The organism is Streptomyces sp. NPDC111744, from assembly GCF_055634995.1.
Window position 1 is genome coordinate 53475 of sequence record NZ_JBVKCG010000014.1, and the last position, 17465, is coordinate 70939.

12 protein-coding genes and 1 pseudogene are annotated in these 17465 nt (G+C 69.3%); 8 read left to right on the plus strand and 5 right to left on the minus strand.

Annotation, left to right across the window (positions count from 1 at the left end):
• Positions 1–45 precede the first annotated feature (45 nt).
• From ACZ7OO_RS27795 to pgi, 8 genes and pseudogenes are all read left to right on the plus strand, one after another.
• A complete protein-coding gene (locus ACZ7OO_RS27795) occupies positions 46–3000 on the plus strand; it encodes a M14 family metallopeptidase (protein WP_471508746.1) in 2955 nt (984 codons plus the stop codon).
• 274 nt (positions 3001–3274) lie between these two features.
• Positions 3275–4285, plus strand: coding sequence for a type I glyceraldehyde-3-phosphate dehydrogenase (gene gap / locus ACZ7OO_RS27800; protein WP_471508748.1), 1011 nt, complete (start codon positions 3275–3277; stop codon positions 4283–4285).
• Positions 4286–4435: 150 nt separating this feature from the next.
• The gene (locus ACZ7OO_RS27805; protein ID WP_471508750.1) at positions 4436–5647 is read left to right on the plus strand and encodes a phosphoglycerate kinase; all 1212 of its coding nucleotides are present in this window, start codon (positions 4436–4438) and stop codon (positions 5645–5647) included.
• Positions 5648–5652: 5 nt separating this feature from the next.
• Positions 5653–6429 carry a triose-phosphate isomerase gene (gene tpiA, locus ACZ7OO_RS27810; protein ID WP_471508752.1) on the plus strand — a complete coding sequence of 259 codons (777 nt, stop codon included), beginning with the start codon at positions 5653–5655 and terminating at the stop codon, positions 6427–6429.
• 142 nt (positions 6430–6571) lie between these two features.
• A complete protein-coding gene (secG, locus tag ACZ7OO_RS27815; RefSeq protein ID WP_352224631.1) occupies positions 6572–6802 on the plus strand; it encodes a preprotein translocase subunit SecG in 231 nt (76 codons plus the stop codon).
• Between the two features lie 206 nt (positions 6803–7008).
• Positions 7009–7344, plus strand: a complete 336-nt coding sequence (locus tag ACZ7OO_RS27820; protein ID WP_003976875.1) for an RNA polymerase-binding protein RbpA — start codon at positions 7009–7011, stop codon at positions 7342–7344.
• Between the two features lie 118 nt (positions 7345–7462).
• Positions 7463–8721: pseudogene (locus ACZ7OO_RS27825) on the plus strand (MFS transporter).
• 72 nt (positions 8722–8793) lie between these two features.
• Positions 8794–10446, plus strand: a complete 1653-nt coding sequence (pgi, locus tag ACZ7OO_RS27830) for a glucose-6-phosphate isomerase (protein WP_471508754.1) — start codon at positions 8794–8796, stop codon at positions 10444–10446.
• Between the two features lie 89 nt (positions 10447–10535).
• Here pgi and pgl read toward each other — a convergent pair whose 3' ends face one another.
• The 5 genes from pgl to tkt are packed head-to-tail and all read right to left on the minus strand — an operon-like array spanning position 10536 to position 17206.
• Complete coding sequence (gene pgl / locus ACZ7OO_RS27835) at positions 10536–11318, minus strand: 6-phosphogluconolactonase (RefSeq protein ID WP_471508756.1); 783 nt, start codon at positions 11316–11318, stop codon at positions 10536–10538.
• Positions 11315–12445, minus strand: a complete 1131-nt coding sequence (gene opcA, locus ACZ7OO_RS27840) for a glucose-6-phosphate dehydrogenase assembly protein OpcA (protein WP_471508758.1) — start codon at positions 12443–12445, stop codon at positions 11315–11317. Before opcA ends, pgl begins: the two co-directional genes overlap by 4 nt.
• Positions 12442–13965: a glucose-6-phosphate dehydrogenase gene (gene zwf / locus ACZ7OO_RS27845; RefSeq protein ID WP_471508760.1), complete on the minus strand. Its 1524-nt coding sequence runs from the start codon at positions 13963–13965 to the stop codon at positions 12442–12444. The genes opcA and zwf overlap by 4 nt, the downstream gene beginning before the upstream one ends.
• A 1-nt stretch (position 13966) precedes the next feature.
• Positions 13967–15085: a transaldolase gene (tal, locus tag ACZ7OO_RS27850; RefSeq protein WP_471508762.1), complete on the minus strand. Its 1119-nt coding sequence runs from the start codon at positions 15083–15085 to the stop codon at positions 13967–13969.
• 33 nt (positions 15086–15118) lie between these two features.
• Positions 15119–17206: a transketolase gene (gene tkt, locus ACZ7OO_RS27855; RefSeq protein ID WP_471508764.1), complete on the minus strand. Its 2088-nt coding sequence runs from the start codon at positions 17204–17206 to the stop codon at positions 15119–15121.
• Between the last annotated feature and the right edge of the window lie 259 nt (positions 17207–17465).

Below are 17465 nucleotides of genomic sequence, written 5' to 3' on the forward strand. Positions count from 1 at the left end.
CTGGCAGGGGTCCGTCGCCGTGGCGGACCACTGCTAGGGGGGTTCATGAGACACAGAGCGAGATCGATCCTCGCTGTCGGCGCGCTCCTGATCGGCGGAGCCGCACTCGCACCCATGGCCCATGCGCACACCGGGGGTTCGGCGAAGCCCGGCCCCGACGAGGTCAAGGTCTACCGCGCCGACGTCACCAAGAAGCAGATTCCCCTGCTGCTCAAGGCCGGCCAGGACGGCCATGAACTCGGCGACCAGGTCACCGGATCCGGCAAGACGGAAGTCGAGCTCTATCTCACCGACGGGCAGGCCCGGACCCTGGAGAAACAGGGCGTCGACCTCACCGAGCACACGCTGTCGGCCAAGGCGGAGACGCGTGTCGCGAACGCCTCCCAGGGCGTGTTCCGCCCGTACAGCGGCAGCGGCGGGCTCGAGGAGGAGATCCTGCGGACCGCGCAGGCCAACCCCGGCCTCACCAAGGTCGAGTCCATCGGCAGGACGGTCAACGGCCAGGACATCCTCGCGCTGAAACTGACCAAGGGCGCGAAGAGCTCGAAGGACGGCTCCAAGCCGTCCGTGCTGTATGTGTCCAACCAGCACGCGCGCGAGTGGATCACGCCGGAGATGACCCGCCGGCTGATGCACTACTACCTGGACAACTACACGGCCGACAAACGCGTCAAGAAGATCGTCGACTCGACCGAGCTGTGGTTCGTGCTGTCCGCCAACCCCGACGGCTACGACTACACCTTCCAGGACTCCGGCACCCGCCTGTGGCGCAAGAACCTGCGGGACGTCAACGGTGACGGCGTCATCAGCGCAGGGGACGGCGTCGACCTCAACCGCAACTTCGGCTACAAGTGGGGCTACGACGACGAGGGGTCGTCCCCCAACCCCACCAGCGAGACCTACCGCGGCGCGAGTCCCGAGTCCGAGCCCGAGACCAGGGCGCTCGACGACTTCGAGAAGCGTGTCGGGTTCACGTACGCCATCAACTACCACTCCGCCGCCGAGCTGCTCCTCTACGGCGTCGGCTGGCAGGTGGCCACCCCGACCCCGGACGACGTCCTCTACAAGGCGCTCGCCGGCACCCCGGACAACCCGGCCATCCCCGGCTACCGCTCGCAGGTCTCCTCTGAGCTGTACACCACCAACGGCGAGGCGGACGGCCACGCGTCGAACGTCAACGGCATGGCGATGTTCACCCCCGAGATGTCGACCTGCCAGACGGCCTCGAACATCGACCCGAACGACGCCTGGAACGCCGCCGACTGCCAGTCGGTCTTCAACTTCCCGGACGACGAGAAGCTGATCCAGGACGAGTTCGCGAAGAACGTCCCGTTCGCGCTCTCCGTCGCCGAGACCGCCGCCCACCCCGACCAGCCGGTCTCCTCGGTCGGCCTGAGCGCCGCCGACTTCACCCCGGCCACGTTCTCCACGTCGTACTCGCGCGGCGCCGACCAGGAGGTCTCCGCCGTCGTCCGCAAGGCGATCCGCGACAAGGAGCTGAAGTACCGCGTCAACGGCGGCCGTACGCTGGACATGGCGCTCAAGCCCTGGCGGGGCGGTGAGACCTACGGCGGTGAGGACAACCTCTACTTCGACGAGTACCGGGCCAAGGTGAAGGACGGCGTACCGGGCGACAAGGTCGAGGTGTGGTTCACCGGGGAGACGAAGAGCGGCAGGAAGGTCTCCAGCGCACACTTCACGTACACCGTCGCCGCGCGCCCCAAGGCGGACACCCTGGTGGTCGCCGAGGAAGGCGCCAAAGCCACCCAGGCACAGACCTATGTCGAGGCGCTGAAGGCGGCCGGGCACAAGGCGGCCGTCTGGGACGTCGCCACCCAGGGCACGCCCGACGCGCTCGGCGTGCTGAAGCACTTCAGGACCGTCGTGCACTACTCGGGCACGAGCGGCCCCGGCAACGACACCCAGCTCCAGCTGCGCGCCTATCTCAACGAGGGCGGCAAGCTGATCGAGGCGGGCGAACTGGCCGGCGGCAGCGTCGACCTCGGCGACGGCACCCCGTCCAACGACTTCAGCCAGTACTACCTGGGTGCCTACTCCCGCACCTCGACCCCCGGGGCCACCGGCTTCACCGGCTCCGGCGCGCTGACCGGCTTCAGCGGAGCCCTGAGCGGTACCTCCGCCAACCCGCTCGACAAGGCCGGGACCTACGCCGTCACCTCAGACGAACTCTCCGCCGACACCTACCCCCAGTTCGCCAGCGCGGGCGCGGGCCAGTTCACGGGGACCACCAACCCGTACGGGCCGTACTCGGGGTCGTACATGGCGGCGGCCGTCCACACCGACGACGCCTACAAGCGCCTCACCCGCACCATTGACCTCACCGGCGTCAGCGCGGCCGACCAGCCGGCTCTGAGCGCCAAGCTGCTCTGGGACACCGAGCCCGGTTACGACCACGCGGTGGTCGAGGCGCACATCGTGGGCGCCGACGACTGGACGACCCTGCCCGAGGCGGGCGGCGCCACCAGCGACGCCGTGCCGAGCGAGTGCGGGGCCGGCTTCCTGATCGCCGAGCACCCGTGGCTCAAGCACTACCTGACCATCGCCGACAACCAGTGCGCCCCGAGCGGCACCACCGGCTCCTGGCACAGCCTCACCGGCGGCTCCGCGGGCTGGCAGTCCGTGAAGTTCGACCTGAGCGCCTACGCCGGGAAGTCCGTCGAGATCTCCCTCGGCTACATCACCGATCCGAGCAGCGGCGGGCACGGCGTCCTCGTCGACGACGCTTCGCTCGTGGTCGGCGGTAGGGCCACCGAGACCGACGGCTTCGAAACCTCACTGGGCCCCTGGAGCGTCACCGGACCGCCGGCGGGCAGCCCGGCCGTCCTCAAGGACTGGGCGCGCACCGGAGCCCTGTTCAAGACGTACGGGTCCGTCACCACCGGACGCACCGTGCTGCTCGGGTTCGGCCTGGAACAGGTCACTTCGGCCGCCGAGCGTGCCGCTCTGGTGAAGAAGGCGTTGACGGCACTCGACAGATGACCTGAATGGCACTCGACAAGTGAGCCGACCCGCTCACGAACGAGTGACATCGCACCGAAAAGCAGTCGGCATTCCGTGACAAAACGGGGTGATACCACCCCCGATCCGAGGCGGTCCGTACCCCTACTGGCGGGTACGGACCGCCTCGCCGTGTATGGGGCATCTGGATGTCACCTCGGGAGCCTCAGAGAGGTAGGGTCGTGGGTGGTCGGGGACATCCCAAATACAGCTCGCCGGCACCGCATGGCCGGCGTACCAACGAGGAGATCGGTTCGTGACGATCCGCGTAGGCATCAACGGCTTCGGCCGCATTGGTCGCAACTACTTCCGCGCGCTGCTGGAGCAGGGTGCTGACATCGAGATCGTGGCTGTCAACGACCTGGGTGACACCGCCACCACCGCTCACCTGCTGAAGTACGACACGATCCTCGGGCGCCTCAAGGCCGAGGTGTCGCACACCGCCGACACCATCACGGTCGACGGGCACACCATCAAGGTCCTGTCCGAGCGCAACCCCTCCGACATCCCGTGGGGCGAGCTGGGCGTCGACATCGTCATCGAGTCGACCGGCATCTTCACCAAGAAGGAAGACGCCGCCAAGCACATCGCCGGTGGTGCGAAGAAGGTCCTCATCTCGGCTCCGGCCAAGGACGAGGACATCACCATCGTGATGGGCGTCAACCAGGACAAGTACGAGCCGGCGAACCACCACGTCATCTCCAACGCCTCCTGCACCACCAACTGTGTGGCGCCGATGGCGAAGGTCCTGGACGAAAACTTCGGCATCGTCAAGGGCCTGATGACGACGGTGCACGCGTACACGAACGACCAGCGGATCCTGGACTTCCCGCACAAGGACCTGCGTCGCGCGCGTGCCGCCGCCGAGAACATCATCCCGACCACCACCGGTGCCGCGAAGGCCACCGCCCTGGTCCTGCCGCAGCTCAAGGGCAAGCTGGACGGCATCGCGATGCGCGTCCCGGTCCCGACCGGCTCGGCCACCGACCTGGTCGTGACGCTTCAGCGCGAGGTCACCAAGGACGAGGTCAACGCCGCGTTCAAGAAGGCCTCCGAGGACGGCGATCTGAGCGGCTACCTGGCGTACACCGAGGACGAGATCGTCTCCTCGGACATCGTCGGCGACCCGGCCTCCTGCACCTTCGACTCCTCCCTGACCATGGTCCAGGACGGCAACACGGTGAAGATCCTCGGCTGGTACGACAACGAGTGGGGCTACTCCAACCGCCTCGTCGACCTCACGGTCTTCGTCGGCAACCAGCTCTGATCGGCCAAGCAGGCACCTCGATGCGGTAGCAGGGCTCGGGCAGCGCACGGTCGCGCCGCCCGAGCCCTGACGCACGTAAGGATCGACCCTGCGTCTACGGTTCGATCAGCCCTCGTACGATCAAGAGCCCTCCTGTAGGAGTCCCCAACCATGAAGACGATCGACGAACTCCTCGCCGAAGGGGTCGACGGCAAGCGGGTCTTCGTCCGCGCCGACCTCAACGTGCCGATGTCCGACGGCCTCATCACCGACGACGGCCGCATCCGTGCCGTCCTGCCCACCGTCAAGGCCCTCGCCGACGCGGGCGCCAAGGTGGTCGTCGCCTCCCACCTGGGCCGCCCCAAGGGTGCCCCGGACCCGAAGTTCTCCCTGCTCCAGGCCGCCGAGCGGCTCGCCGAACTCCTCGGCGCCCCGGTCGCCTTCGCCCAGGACACCGTCGGCCCCGCCGCCCACGACGCCGTGAACGGGCTGCAGCCCGGCCAGGTCGCCGTCATCGAGAACCTGCGCTTCAACGCCGGCGAGACCTCGAAGGACGACACCGAGCGCGGCGAGTTCGCCGACCAGCTGGCCGCCCTCGCGGACGTCTACGTCGGCGACGGCTTCGGCGCCGTGCACCGCAAGCACGCCTCCGTCTACGACCTCCCGGCCCGGCTGTCGCACTACGCCGGCTACCTGATCGCCACCGAGGTCGGCGTCCTGAAGAAGCTCACCGAGGACGTCGAGCGCCCCTACGTCGTCGCGCTCGGCGGCTCCAAGGTCTCCGACAAGCTCGCCGTCATCGACCAGCTGCTCGGCAAGGCCGACCGCCTTCTCATCGGCGGCGGCATGGCCTTCACCTTTCTCAAGGCCAAGGGCTACGAGGTCGGGGCCTCCCTGCTCCAGGAGGACCAGATCCCGGCCGTCACCGAGTACATGGAGCGCGCCGAGAAGCAGGGCGTCGAGCTGGTGCTCCCCATCGACATCGTGGTCGCCCCCGGATTCCCGGACCTGAAGGCCAAGACGCCCACCGAGCACACCGTGGTCGACGCGGACCGGATGCCCGAGGGGCAGCTGGGCCTGGACATCGGCCCGAAGACCGGTGCCCTCTACGCGGCCAAGCTCGCCGACGCCGCGACCGTGTTCTGGAACGGCCCGATGGGCGTCTTCGAGCACCCCGACTACGCCGAGGGCACCCGGGCGGTCGCCCAGGCTCTCGTCGAGTCCAAGGGCTTCACCGTCGTCGGCGGCGGAGACTCCGCAGCCGCCGTGCGCATCCTCGGCTTCGACGAGAACGCGTTCGGACACATCTCGACCGGTGGCGGCGCCTCCCTCGAATACCTCGAGGGCAAGACGCTCCCCGGCCTCGCCGCACTGGAGGACTGACCTACATGAGCACGCGCACGCCGATCATGGCGGGCAACTGGAAGATGAACCTCAACCACCTCGAGGCCATCGCGCACGTCCAGAAGCTCGCCTTCGCCCTGGCCGACAAGGACTACGAGGCCGTCGAGGTCGCCGTCCTGCCGCCCTTCACCGACCTGCGTTCCGTGCAGACCCTGGTCGACGGCGACAAGCTCAAGATCAGGTACGGCGCCCAGGACGTATCGGCGCACGACTCCGGCGCCTACACCGGCGAGATCTCCGGTCCGATGCTGGCCAAGCTGAAGTGCACGTACGTGGTCATCGGCCACTCCGAGCGCCGGCAGTACCACCACGAGACGGACGAGCTCGTGAACGCCAAGGTCAAGGCCGCCTACAAGCACGGCCTGACCCCGATCCTGTGCGTCGGTGAGGAACTGCACGTCCGCGAGGCGGGCGACCACGTCTCCCACACCCTCGCCCAGGTCGAGGGCGGCCTCAAGGACGTCCCGGCCGAGCAGGCCGAGTCGATCGTGATCGCCTACGAGCCCGTGTGGGCCATCGGCACCGGCAAGGTCTGCGGCGCCGGGGACGCGCAGGAGGTCTGCGGCGCGATCCGTGCCAAGCTCGCCGAGCTGTACAGCCAGGAGCTGGCCGACCAGGTCCGCATCCAGTACGGCGGCTCCGTCAAGGCCGGCAACGTGGCCGAGATCATGGCGCAGGCCGACATCGACGGCGCGCTGGTCGGCGGCGCCTCGCTGGACGCGGACGAATTCGTCAAGATCGTGCGCTTCCGCGACCAGTGAGCAGACCTGCGAGTAGGCGGTAGCGACGATCCGTCGTACCCTTGCGGGGCCGAAACTGTTATGAGGAGCGTGTTCCGAGCTTCCGTCGTGGTTTCGGCCCCGCATTCCATCCGTATCCGAGGAAGTTGGTCCAGCCGTGGTTTTGGGGTTCTCGATCGCCCTGATCGTCTTCAGCCTGCTGCTGATGCTGCTGGTGCTGATGCACAAGGGCAAGGGCGGCGGCCTCTCCGACATGTTCGGTGGCGGCATGCAGTCCTCCGTCGGCGGCTCCTCGGTCGCCGAGCGGAACCTGGACCGGATCACCCTGGTGATCGGTCTGCTGTGGTTCGCGTGCATCATCGTCCTCGGCATGCTGATGAAGACGAACAGCTGATCCGCGACTCGCACACACGCACAATCGGCACGTAAGGCCCCATGTTCGGTACGCGCACCTGAGCGCGGCCTATCATGGGGCTTGCGTCTAGGTGCGGGGTAACTCCCAACACTGGACGCGCGTTGGGCCTTACGTAGACTGAGGCGCTCGCAACGAAGCGACACGCCGACTCGCTTCGCGGCACCATCACGCAGGGAGTTACGACCGTGGCAAGTGGCAACGCGATCCGAGGTAGCCGGGTCGGGGCGGGGCCGATGGGCGAGGCCGAGCGCGGCGAGTCCGCGCCGCGTCTGCGCATCTCCTTCTGGTGCTCCAACGGGCACGAGACGCAGCCCAGCTTCGCCAGCGACGCGCAGGTGCCCGAGACCTGGGACTGCCCGCGCTGTGGCTTCCCGGCCGGTCAGGACCGGGACAACCCGCCGGACCCGCCGCGCACCGAGCCGTACAAGACGCACCTCGCGTATGTACGGGAGCGGCGCAGCGACGCGGACGGCGAGGCGATCCTCGCCGAGGCGCTCGCCAAACTGCGGGGCGAGATCTAGGAGTTGGGAACCGGCCGGGCGCCTGAGGGCGCCTGGCCGGAGCCGTCTCCGCGGCCGGCCCCGGCCGTTGTCAGTGGTGCCCTCTACGGTTTGTGCATCGGCGAACCGTGAGGGGGCGATGATGACGGTGGAGGAGCGGGCGCCCACGTGGCGCGGGGGATTCGGGCGGCTGTGGACGGCCGCCGTGGTCTCCCGGTTCGGGGACGCGTTACGGACGTCCGCGCTGCCCCTGACGGCCGCGCGACTGACCGACACCCCCCTTGCCATCGCCTCGGTGACCGCCTGCGGCTATGTGCCGTGGCTGCTGTTCGGGCTGCTCGGCGGCGCCGTCGCGGACCGGGTGGACCAGCGGCGCGCGATGTGGGCCGCGGACACGTTACGAGGGCTGCTCGTAGCTGCCTTCGCGCTCGCCGCGGGGCTCGGTCACGCCTCGATCCCGCTGCTGCTTCTGCTCGCCTTCGTGCTGACCACGCCCCGGACGCTCTTCGACGACGCGTCCACGGCCCTGCTGACCTCCCTGGTCGACCGGCAGACGCTGGGCGGGGCCAACGCCCGGCTGATGACCGGACAGCAGATCGCGGGCGGTCTGCTCGGCGCCCCGCTGGTCCCGCTTCTGCTGACGGCCGGCGCGTTCACGCCCTTCGCCGCCGACGCGACCACCTATCTGCAGCCGCCGCCCTGGTCGCCTCCCTGCGGACACGTCCGCCGGAGCGGGCGCCGCGCCCGGCCGGCAGCACCCTGCGCACCGAGATCGGCGAGGGGCTGCGCGCCCTGGGGCAGGACCGCGCCCTGCGGGCGGTCTGCGTGGCCACACTGTTGTGCAACATCGGCATGGGCGCCCTGATCGCCACCCTGGTGCTGCATGTGACGCGCTGGCTGCACGCGGGCAGCGCGGGATACGCGGCGGCCATGACCGCGTACTCGGCCGGCAGCATCACCGGCGGCTTCCTCGCCCAGCGCATAGCCCGCCGCACCGGGCGGGTGCGCGCCCCGCTGGTCGCCGGGACCGTCCAGACGGCGTCCCTGGTCCTCATCGGCTCCGTCCGCCACCTCGGCGTCCTCGTCGCCGGCATGCTGCTGCTCGGCGCGATGAACATGGTGTGGAACGTCAACCAGGTCACGCTGATGCAGCAACGCGCACCCGAGTCGATGACCGGCCGGATCGCCTCCGCCTTCCGTACCTCCTCGGTGTCGGGAGCGCCGCTCGGTGCCCTCCTCGGCGGAGCCGTCGCCGGGGCGTACGGCCTGAACGGCCCCGCGCTGCTCGCCGCCGGCCTGTTCGGTCTGGCCGTCACCTCGTTGATACCGGTGCGCAAGCCGGACGTACCTGTTGTTGCGCCGCGGGACAGCGTGACAGCAGGCCGCGTCCCACGCTGATCAATTAGGTTGGAACGGCAGCGGGGCAGGCACGCAACAGGACAGGTGCAAGGAAGAAGGCTGAAGTCGCACATGAACGCAGACGGCCGTACCAGGCTCAACCAGACGCCCGAGTGGACCGCGCTCGCCAAGCACCGGGAGGAACTCGCCGACACCCATCTGCGGGACCTGTTCGCCGCCGACCCGGCGCGCGGCACGGGCTACACCCTCCAGGTCGGTGACCTCCACGTCGACTACTCGAAGCATCTGGTCAACGACGAGACGCTGCGGCTGCTGCGCGAGCTGGCCGCCGCCACCGACGTCTTCGGCCTGCGGGACGCCATGTTCCGCGGCGAGAAGATCAACGTCACCGAGAACCGCGCGGTGCTGCACACGGCGCTGCGTGCCCCGCGTGACGCGGTGATCGAGGTCGACGGCGAGAACGTCGTACCGCAGGTGCACGCGGTCCTGGACAAGATGGGCGACTTCGCCGACCGCGTCCGTTCCGGCGCCTGGACCGGGCACACCGGCAAGCGCATCAAGAACGTGATCAACATCGGCATCGGTGGCTCGGACCTCGGCCCCGCGATGGCCTACGAGGTGCTGCGCAGTTTCACCGACCGCGACCTCACGGTCCGCTTCGTGTCCAACGTCGACGGCGCCGACCTGCACGAGGCCACCCGCGACCTGGACGCGGCCGAGACCCTGTTCATCGTCGCCTCGAAGACGTTCACCACGATCGAGACGATCACCAACGCCACCTCGGCCCGCAACTGGCTGCTCGGCGAGCTGAAGGCCGGTCAGGAAGCGGTCGCCAAGCACTTCGTGGCCCTGTCGACCAACTCCGAGAAGGTCGCCGACTTCGGTATCGACACGGCCAACATGTTCGAGTTCTGGGACTGGGTCGGCGGCCGCTACTCGTACGACTCGGCGATCGGCCTCTCGCTGATGATCGCCATCGGCCCGGACCGCTTCCGTGAGATGCTCGACGGCTTCCACCTGGTCGACGAGCACTTCCGCACCGCCCCCGCCGAGTCCAACGTCCCGCTCCTGCTGGGCCTGCTGGGCATCTGGTACAACAACTTCCACGACGCCCAGTCGCACGCGGTACTGCCGTACAGCCACTACCTGTCCAGGTTCACGGCGTACCTCCAGCAGCTGGACATGGAGTCCAACGGCAAGTATGTGGCGCGGGACGGCAAGGAGGTCGAGTGGACCACCGGCCCGATCGTCTGGGGCACGCCCGGCACCAACGGGCAGCACGCCTACTACCAGTTGATCCACCAGGGCACCAAGCTGATCCCGGCGGACTTCATCGGCTTCGCCGAGCCGGTCGCCGAGCTGAGCGGTGAACTCAAGGCGCAGCACGACCTGTTGATGGCGAACTTCTTCGCCCAGACCCAGGCGCTGGCCTTCGGCAAGACGGCCGAGGAGGTCCGCGCGGAGGGTGTCGCCGAGGAGCTGGTCCCGCACAAGACCTTCAAGGGCAACCGCCCGACGACCACCATCCTCGCCCGCGAACTGACCCCTTCGGTCCTCGGCCAGCTCGTCGCCCTCTACGAGCACAAGGTGTTCACCCAGGGCGCCGTCTGGAACATTGACTCCTTCGATCAGTGGGGCGTGGAACTCGGCAAGGTCCTCGCCAAGCGCGTGGAGCCGGCGCTGACGGAGGGCGCGGAGGTGCCCGGCCTGGACGCGTCGACGAAGGCCCTGGTGGCCAAGTACCGGGAGCTGCGCGGGCGTTAGGCCCGGACAGTCCCGGTCGGCCCGGCCATGAAAGAACCCGTACGGCCGCCGGGCCGTACGGGTTCCCTTCCGGTCTTCTCAGGGCTTCGTCACGCCGAGGCCGGCGGGTACAGCGAGCGGGGCAGCTGGGCCGCCGCTGCCGCGTCCAGGAGCCACAGGGTGCGCTGGCGGCCCCGGGCACCCGCTGCCGGGGCCTGGATCTCGCCCGCGTCCGAGAGGGCGATGGCGACGGCCTCGGCCTTGTCCTCGCCCGCCGCCAGCAGCCAGACCTCTCGGGCCGAGCGGATGGCGGGGAGGGTGAGGGAGATCCGCGTCGGCGGCGGCTTGGGGGCGCCGTGGACGCCCACCACCGTGCGCTCGGTCTCCCGGACCGCGGGCAGCTCCGGGAAGAGCGAGGCCACGTGCGTGTCCGGGCCGACCCCCAGCATCAGGACGTCGAAGGTCGGCACCGAGCCGTGGTTCTCGGGACCGGCCGCGCGGGCCAGTTCCGCCGCGTAGGACTCGGCCGCCGCGTCCACGTCCGCGCCCCAGGGGCCGTCCGACGCGGGCATGGCGTGCACGCGCTTCGGGTCCACCGGGACGTGGTCGAGCAGGGCCTCCCGGGCCTGGGTGACATTGCGCTCCGGGTCGCCCTCGGGGAGGAACCGTTCGTCGCCCCACCACAGGTCGAGCCGGCCCCAGTCGATGGCGTCCCGGGCCGGTGCGGCCGCGAGTGCCGCGAGCAGGCCGTTGCCGTTGCGGCCGCCGGTGAGGACCACGGACGCCTCGCCCCGGGAGGCCTGGGCGTCCACGATCTTCGTGATCAGGCGGGCCGCGGCGGCCTGTGCCATCAGCTCCTTGTCGCGGTGCACGACCAGCTGGGGAGTGCTCATGACGATGTCGCCCTCTTCTTCAGCGGTGCTTTCGCCGCCGCCTCGGGTGCGGGAGCTTCCGGGGCAGCGGCTTCGACGGCCGGTTCTCCTTTGGGCGACGCCTCCGGAGCCGGAGCGGCCGAAGCCGGAGCGGCCGGAGCCGGAGCCTCCGAAGCCGGAGCGGCCGGAGCCTCCGGTACCGGTTCCGCGGCCGGTGAGGCCGACGCGTTCAGCCGTTCCACACCGAACCGCAGCGCCGAGGCGTAGGTGTCGTCCGGGTCGAGCCGCCGCAGCTCCTCGGCGATCAGCTCGGCCGTCTCCCGGCGCTTGAGTGCCACCGCGCGGTCCGGCTGACCGTCGATGGACAGCGTTGCCAGGGAGCCGTCCGCGCGGTCCAGCGCGATCACTCCCTCGCTGGTCTCCATCCGGACCGCGGTGAGGCCGGGACCCGAGGACAGGGAGCGCTTGACGGGGACGTCCAGCCGGTCTGCGAGCCACATCGCCAGCAGCTCACAGCTCGGGTTGAACTCCTCGCCCTCCACCTCGACGGCCTTGACCTCGCAGACCACCTGGTCCAGGGCCGCCGCCAGCATCGAACGCCAGGGCGTGATCCGGGTCCAGGACAGGTCCGTGTCGCCGGGGGTGTAGGCGTCCGCGCGGGCGGTCAGCTCCCGTACCGGCTGTTCGGAGGAGTAGGTGTCGGTGACCCGGCGCTGGGCGAGGGCGCCCAGCGGGTCCTTCGCCGGGTCGAGCGGGGCGTTCACCGGCCACCAGACGACGACCGGCGCGTCCGGCAGCAGCAGCGGCAGTACGACCGAGTCGGCGTGGTCGGCGACCTCGCCGTACAGCCGCAGCACCACCGTCTCGCCGGAGCCCGCGTCCGCGCCCACCCGGACCTCCGCGTCCAGACGGGACGTCGTACGGTCGCGAGGGGATCGGGAGACGCGCTTGATGACGACCAGGGTGCGCGAGGGGTGCTCGTGCGAGGCGTCGCCGGCGGCCTTCAGGGCGTCGTAGGCGTTCTCCTCGTCGGTGACGATGACGAGGGTGAGCACCATGCCCACGGCGGGCGTGCCGATGGCCCGGCGGCCCTGCACCAGCGCCTTGTTGACCTTGCCGGCCGTGGTGTCCGTGAGGTCTATCTTCATGGCCGGCGCCAGCTCCGTCCGTCTTGTGCGAGCATCTCGTCGGCCTCGACGGGACCCCAGGTGCCCGACGGGTACTGGGCGGGCCTGCCGTGCTGGTCCCAGTAGTCCTCGATCGGGTCGAGGATCTTCCAGGACAGCTCGACCTCCTCCGTGCGCGGGAAGAGGTTGGCGTCACCGAGCAGCACGTCCAGGATCAGCCGCTCGTAGGCCTCCGGTGAGGACTCGGTGAAGGACTCGCCGTAGGCGAAGTCCATCGACACGTCCCGGATCTCCATCGAGGTGCCCGGCACCTTGGAGCCGAAGCGGACCGTGATGCCCTCGTCGGGCTGGACGCGGATGACGACCGCGTTCTGCCCGAGTTCCTCGGTGGCGGTGTGGTCGAAGGGGGAGTGCGGGGCCCGCTGGAAGACCACCGCGATCTCGGTGACCCGACGGCCGAGCCGCTTGCCGGTGCGCAGGTAGAACGGCACCCCGGCCCAGCGGCGGTTGTCGATCTCCAGCTTGACGGCCGCGTACGTGTCGGTCTTCGACTTGCCGTCGATGCCCTCCTCTTCGAGGTAGCCGGTGACCTTCTCGCCGCCCTGCCAGCCGGCCGCGTACTGGCCGCGCACGGTGTGCCTGCCCAGGTCGTCCGGCAGCCGTACGGCGCCGAGCACCTTCTCCTTCTCGGCGGCCAGCGCGTCCGCGTCGAAGGAGGCGGGCTCCTCCATCGCGGTCAGGGCCATCAGCTGGAGCAGGTGGTTCTGGATGACATCACGGGCGGCGCCGATGCCGTCGTAGTAGCCGGCGCGGCCGCCGATGCCGATGTCCTCGGCCATGGTGATCTGGACGTGGTCCACGAAGGACCGGTTCCAGATCGGCTCGAACATGGTGTTGGCGAAGCGCAGCGCCAGTATGTTCTGGACGGTCTCCTTGCCGAGGTAGTGGTCGATCCGGAAGACCTGTTCCGGTTCGAACACCTCGTGCACGACCTTGTTGAGCTCCTCGGCCGACTTCAGGTCGTGGCCGAAGGGCTTCTCGATGACCGCGCGCCGCCAGGAGCCGCCGGTCTGGTCCGCCAGGCCGTGCTTCTTCAGCTGCTGGATGACGACCGGGAAGGAGCGCGGCGGGACGGAGAGGTAGAAGGCGAAGTTGCCACCGGTGCCCTGCGCCTTGTCCAGCTCCTCGATGGTGGAGCGGAGCCGCTCGAACGCGTCGTCGTCGTCGAAGGTGCCCTGGACGAAGCGCATCCCCTGGATGAGCTGCTGCCAGACCTCCTCGCGGAACGGCGTGCGGGCGTGTTCCTTGACGGCGTCGTGGACCTCGGCGGCGAAGTCCTCGTTGGCCCACTCACGGCGGGCGAAGCCGACCAGGGAGAAGCCCGGCGGCAGCAGACCCCGGTTGGCGAGGTCGTAGACCGCGGGCATGAGCTTCTTGCGGGAGAGGTCGCCCGTGACGCCGAAGATGACCAGACCCGACGGCCCCGCGATACGCGGGAGCCGTCGGTCTGCGGGGTCACGCAGCGGGTTGCTGCTCGACAATTTAGCCCTCCGAGGGGGCCAGGCGCTCCAGCTCCGCCTGGGTCGACTTGAGCAGGTCGTTCCAGGACGCCTCGAACTTCTCGACGCCCTCGTCCTCCAGAACCTGGACCACGTCGTCGTACGAGATGCCGAGCCGCTCGATGGCGTCGAGGTCGGCGCGGGCCTGCTCGTAGGTGCCGGCGATGGTGTTGCCGGTGATGTCGCCATGGTCCTCGACCGCGAAGAGGGTGGCCTCCGGCATGGTGTTCACCGTGTTCGGCGCGACCAGGTCGTCGACGTACATGGTGTCCTTGTACGACGGGTCCTTCACACCGGTCGACGCCCACAGCGGACGCTGCTTGTTGGCGCCCGCGCTCTCCAGCGCGGTCCAGCGGGAGGTCGAGAAGACCTCCTCGTACGCCTGGTAGGTGAGGCGGGCGTTGGCGACGGCGGCCTTGCCGCGCAGCGCCTTGGCCTCGTCGGTACCCAGCTCGTCCAGGCGCCGGTCGAACTCGGTGTCCACACGGGACACGAAGAACGACGCCACCGAACGGATGAGCGACAGGTCGAGGCCGCGCTCCTTGGCCTTCTCCAGACCGGCCAGGTAGGCGTCCATCACCTTGCGGTAGCGCTCCAGCGAGAAGATCAGCGTGACGTTGACGCTGATGCCGAGGCCGATGACCTCTGTGATCGCCGGCAGACCCGCCTCGGTGGCCGGGATCTTGATGAGCGTGTTGGGGCGGTCCACCAGCCAGGCCAGCTGCTTGGCCTCGGCGACCGTCGCCTTGGTGTTGTGCGCCAGGCGCGGGTCGACCTCGATCGACACCCGGCCGTCCTGGCCGTCGGTCGCGTCGAACACCGGGTGCAGGATGTCGGCGGCGTCGCGGACGTCCGCCGTGGTGATCATGCGGACGGCCTCTTCGACCGTCACCTTGCGGGCGGCGAGGTCCGAGAGCTGCTGGTCGTAGCCGTCGCCCTGCGAGATCGCCTTCTGGAAGATCGTCGGGTTGGTGGTGACGCCCACGACGTGCTGCTGGTCGATCAGCTCGGCGAGGTTGCCGGACGTGATCCGCTTGCGCGACAGGTCGTCCAGCCAGATCGCGACGCCCTCCTCGGAGAGGCGCTTGAGTGCGTCTGTCATGGAATTACATCTCCTACGTGTCGTATATGAGCGTCAGCGCTGGGCGGCGGCGATGGATTCCCGGGCCTTGGCGGCCACGTTCTCGGCAGTGAAGCCGAACTCGCGGAAGAGCACCTTGCCGTCGGCGGAAGCACCGAAGTGCTCCAGGGAAACGATGCGGCCGGCGTCTCCGACGTACTTGTGCCACGTCAGACCGATGCCCGCCTCGACCGACACACGCGCCCTGACGGTGGGCGGCAGGACGCTGTCCCGGTACCCCTGGTCCTGCTCCTCGAACCACTCCACGCACGGCATGGAGACGACCCGGGTCGGTACGCCGCCGGCCTCCAGCTGCTCGCGCGCCTCGACGGCGACGTGCACCTCGGAGCCGGTGGCGATGAGGATGACCTCCGGCGTCCCGTTCGAGGCCTCGAACAGCACATACCCGCCGCGCGCCGTGTCCTCGTTGGACTCGTACACCGGCACGCCCTGACGGGTCAGTGCCAGGCCGTGCGGGGCGCCCTTGCCGAAGACCTTGGTGTAGCGCTTGAGGATCTCGCGCCAGGCGATCGCAGTCTCGTTGGCGTCCGCCGGGCGGACCACGTTCAGGCCCGGGATGGCGCGCAGCGAGGCGAGGTGCTCGACCGGCTGGTGCGTTGGGCCGTCCTCGCCGAGACCGATGGAGTCGTGCGTCCACACGTACGTCACCGGCAGGTGCATCAACGCCGAGAGACGGACGGCGTTGCGCATGTAGTCGGAGAAGACGAGGAACGTACCGCCGTAGACACGGGTGTTGCCGTGCAGGGTGATGCCGTTCATCTCCGCGGCCATGGAGTGCTCGCGGATACCGAAGTGGATGGTGCGGCCGTAGGGGTTCGCGCCCGGCAGCGGGTTGTCCGCCGGCAGGAACGAGCTGTCCTTGTCGATGGTCGTGTTGTTCGACCCGGCGAGGTCGGCGGAGCCGCCCCACAGCTCGGGGATGACCGCGCCCAGCGCCTGGAGCACCTTGCCGGAGGCGGCACGGGTGGCGACGCCCTTGCCGGGCTCGAAGACCGGGATCTTCTCCTCCCAGCCGGTGGGCAGCTCGCACGCGGCGATACGGTCGAACTCGGCCGCGCGCTCGGCGTTGTTGTCACGCCACAGCTGGAACGACTTCTCCCACTCGGCCTTCGCGGCGGCACCGCGCTCCAGGGCCCGGCGGGTGTGGGCGAGGACCTCGTCGGCGACGTGGAAGCTCTTCTCCGGGTCGAAGCCGAGGACGCGCTTGGTGTCCGCGACCTCGTCCTCGCCGAGCGCCGAGCCGTGGGCGGCCTCGGTGTTCTGCGCGTGCGGGGCGGGCCAGGCGATGATCGAGCGCATCGCGATGAAGGACGGCTTGTCCGTCACCTTCTTCGCGGCCTCGATCGCGTTGTAGATGGCGTGCGGGTCCAGGTCACCGTCCGGCTTCGGGGCGACGCGCTGGACGTGCCAGCCGTATGCCTCGTACCGCTTGACGGTGTCCTCGGAGACGGCCGTCTCGGTGTCGCCCTCGATCGAGATGTGGTTGTCGTCCCACAGCAGGACCAGGTTGCCGAGCTTCTGGTGGCCGGCCATCGAGGACGCCTCGGCCGAGATGCCCTCCTGGAGGCAGCCGTCACCGGCGATGCAGTAGATGAAGTGGTCGAAGGGGGACTCGCCCTGTGGCGCGTCCGGGTCGAACAGTCCGCGCTCGTAGCGGGAGGCCATGGCCATGCCCACCGCGTTGGCGACACCCTGGCCGAGGGGGCCGGTGGTGGTCTCCACGCCCTTGGTGTGGCCGTACTCGGGGTGGCCAGGGGTCTTCGAGCCCCAGGTCCGGAAGGACTCCAGGTCTTCCAGCTCCAGGCCGAAGCCGGCCAGGTAGAGCTGCGTGTACAGGGTCAGCGACGAGTGGCCGGCGGACAGCACGAAACGGTCGCGGCCCACCCAGTCGGGGTCGGACGGGTCGTGCCGCATCACCTTCTGGAAGAGGGTGTACGCGGCCGGCGCCAGGCTCATCGCCGTACCCGGATGGCCGTTGCCGACCTTCTGTACGGCGTCGGCGGCCAGGACACGGGCGGTATCGACGGCCCGCTGGTCCAACTCGGTCCAGTCGAGGTCTGTGGTGGTCGGCTTGGTGCTCACCCTGGGTCAGGGCTCCTCTCCACATGTTCGGTTACCGGCCCACGGGCACACGCCCGCACCGGCTGCCGGTGCACTGGGTGCCCACCGGCCGCTGTCGAGCCTACCCCCGTAAGGACGTGCAATTTTTCGAGTGTTTCCAGACTGCCGGGCCTTGCGGGGATCCGCCTCCCGACTGGCCGGGAAGGCATGTCGGCACATGAATGCAGATGAATACGGAGCCGCTCATCCGACTGCTCAACCGAGCCCTCTCCCGGCTCTT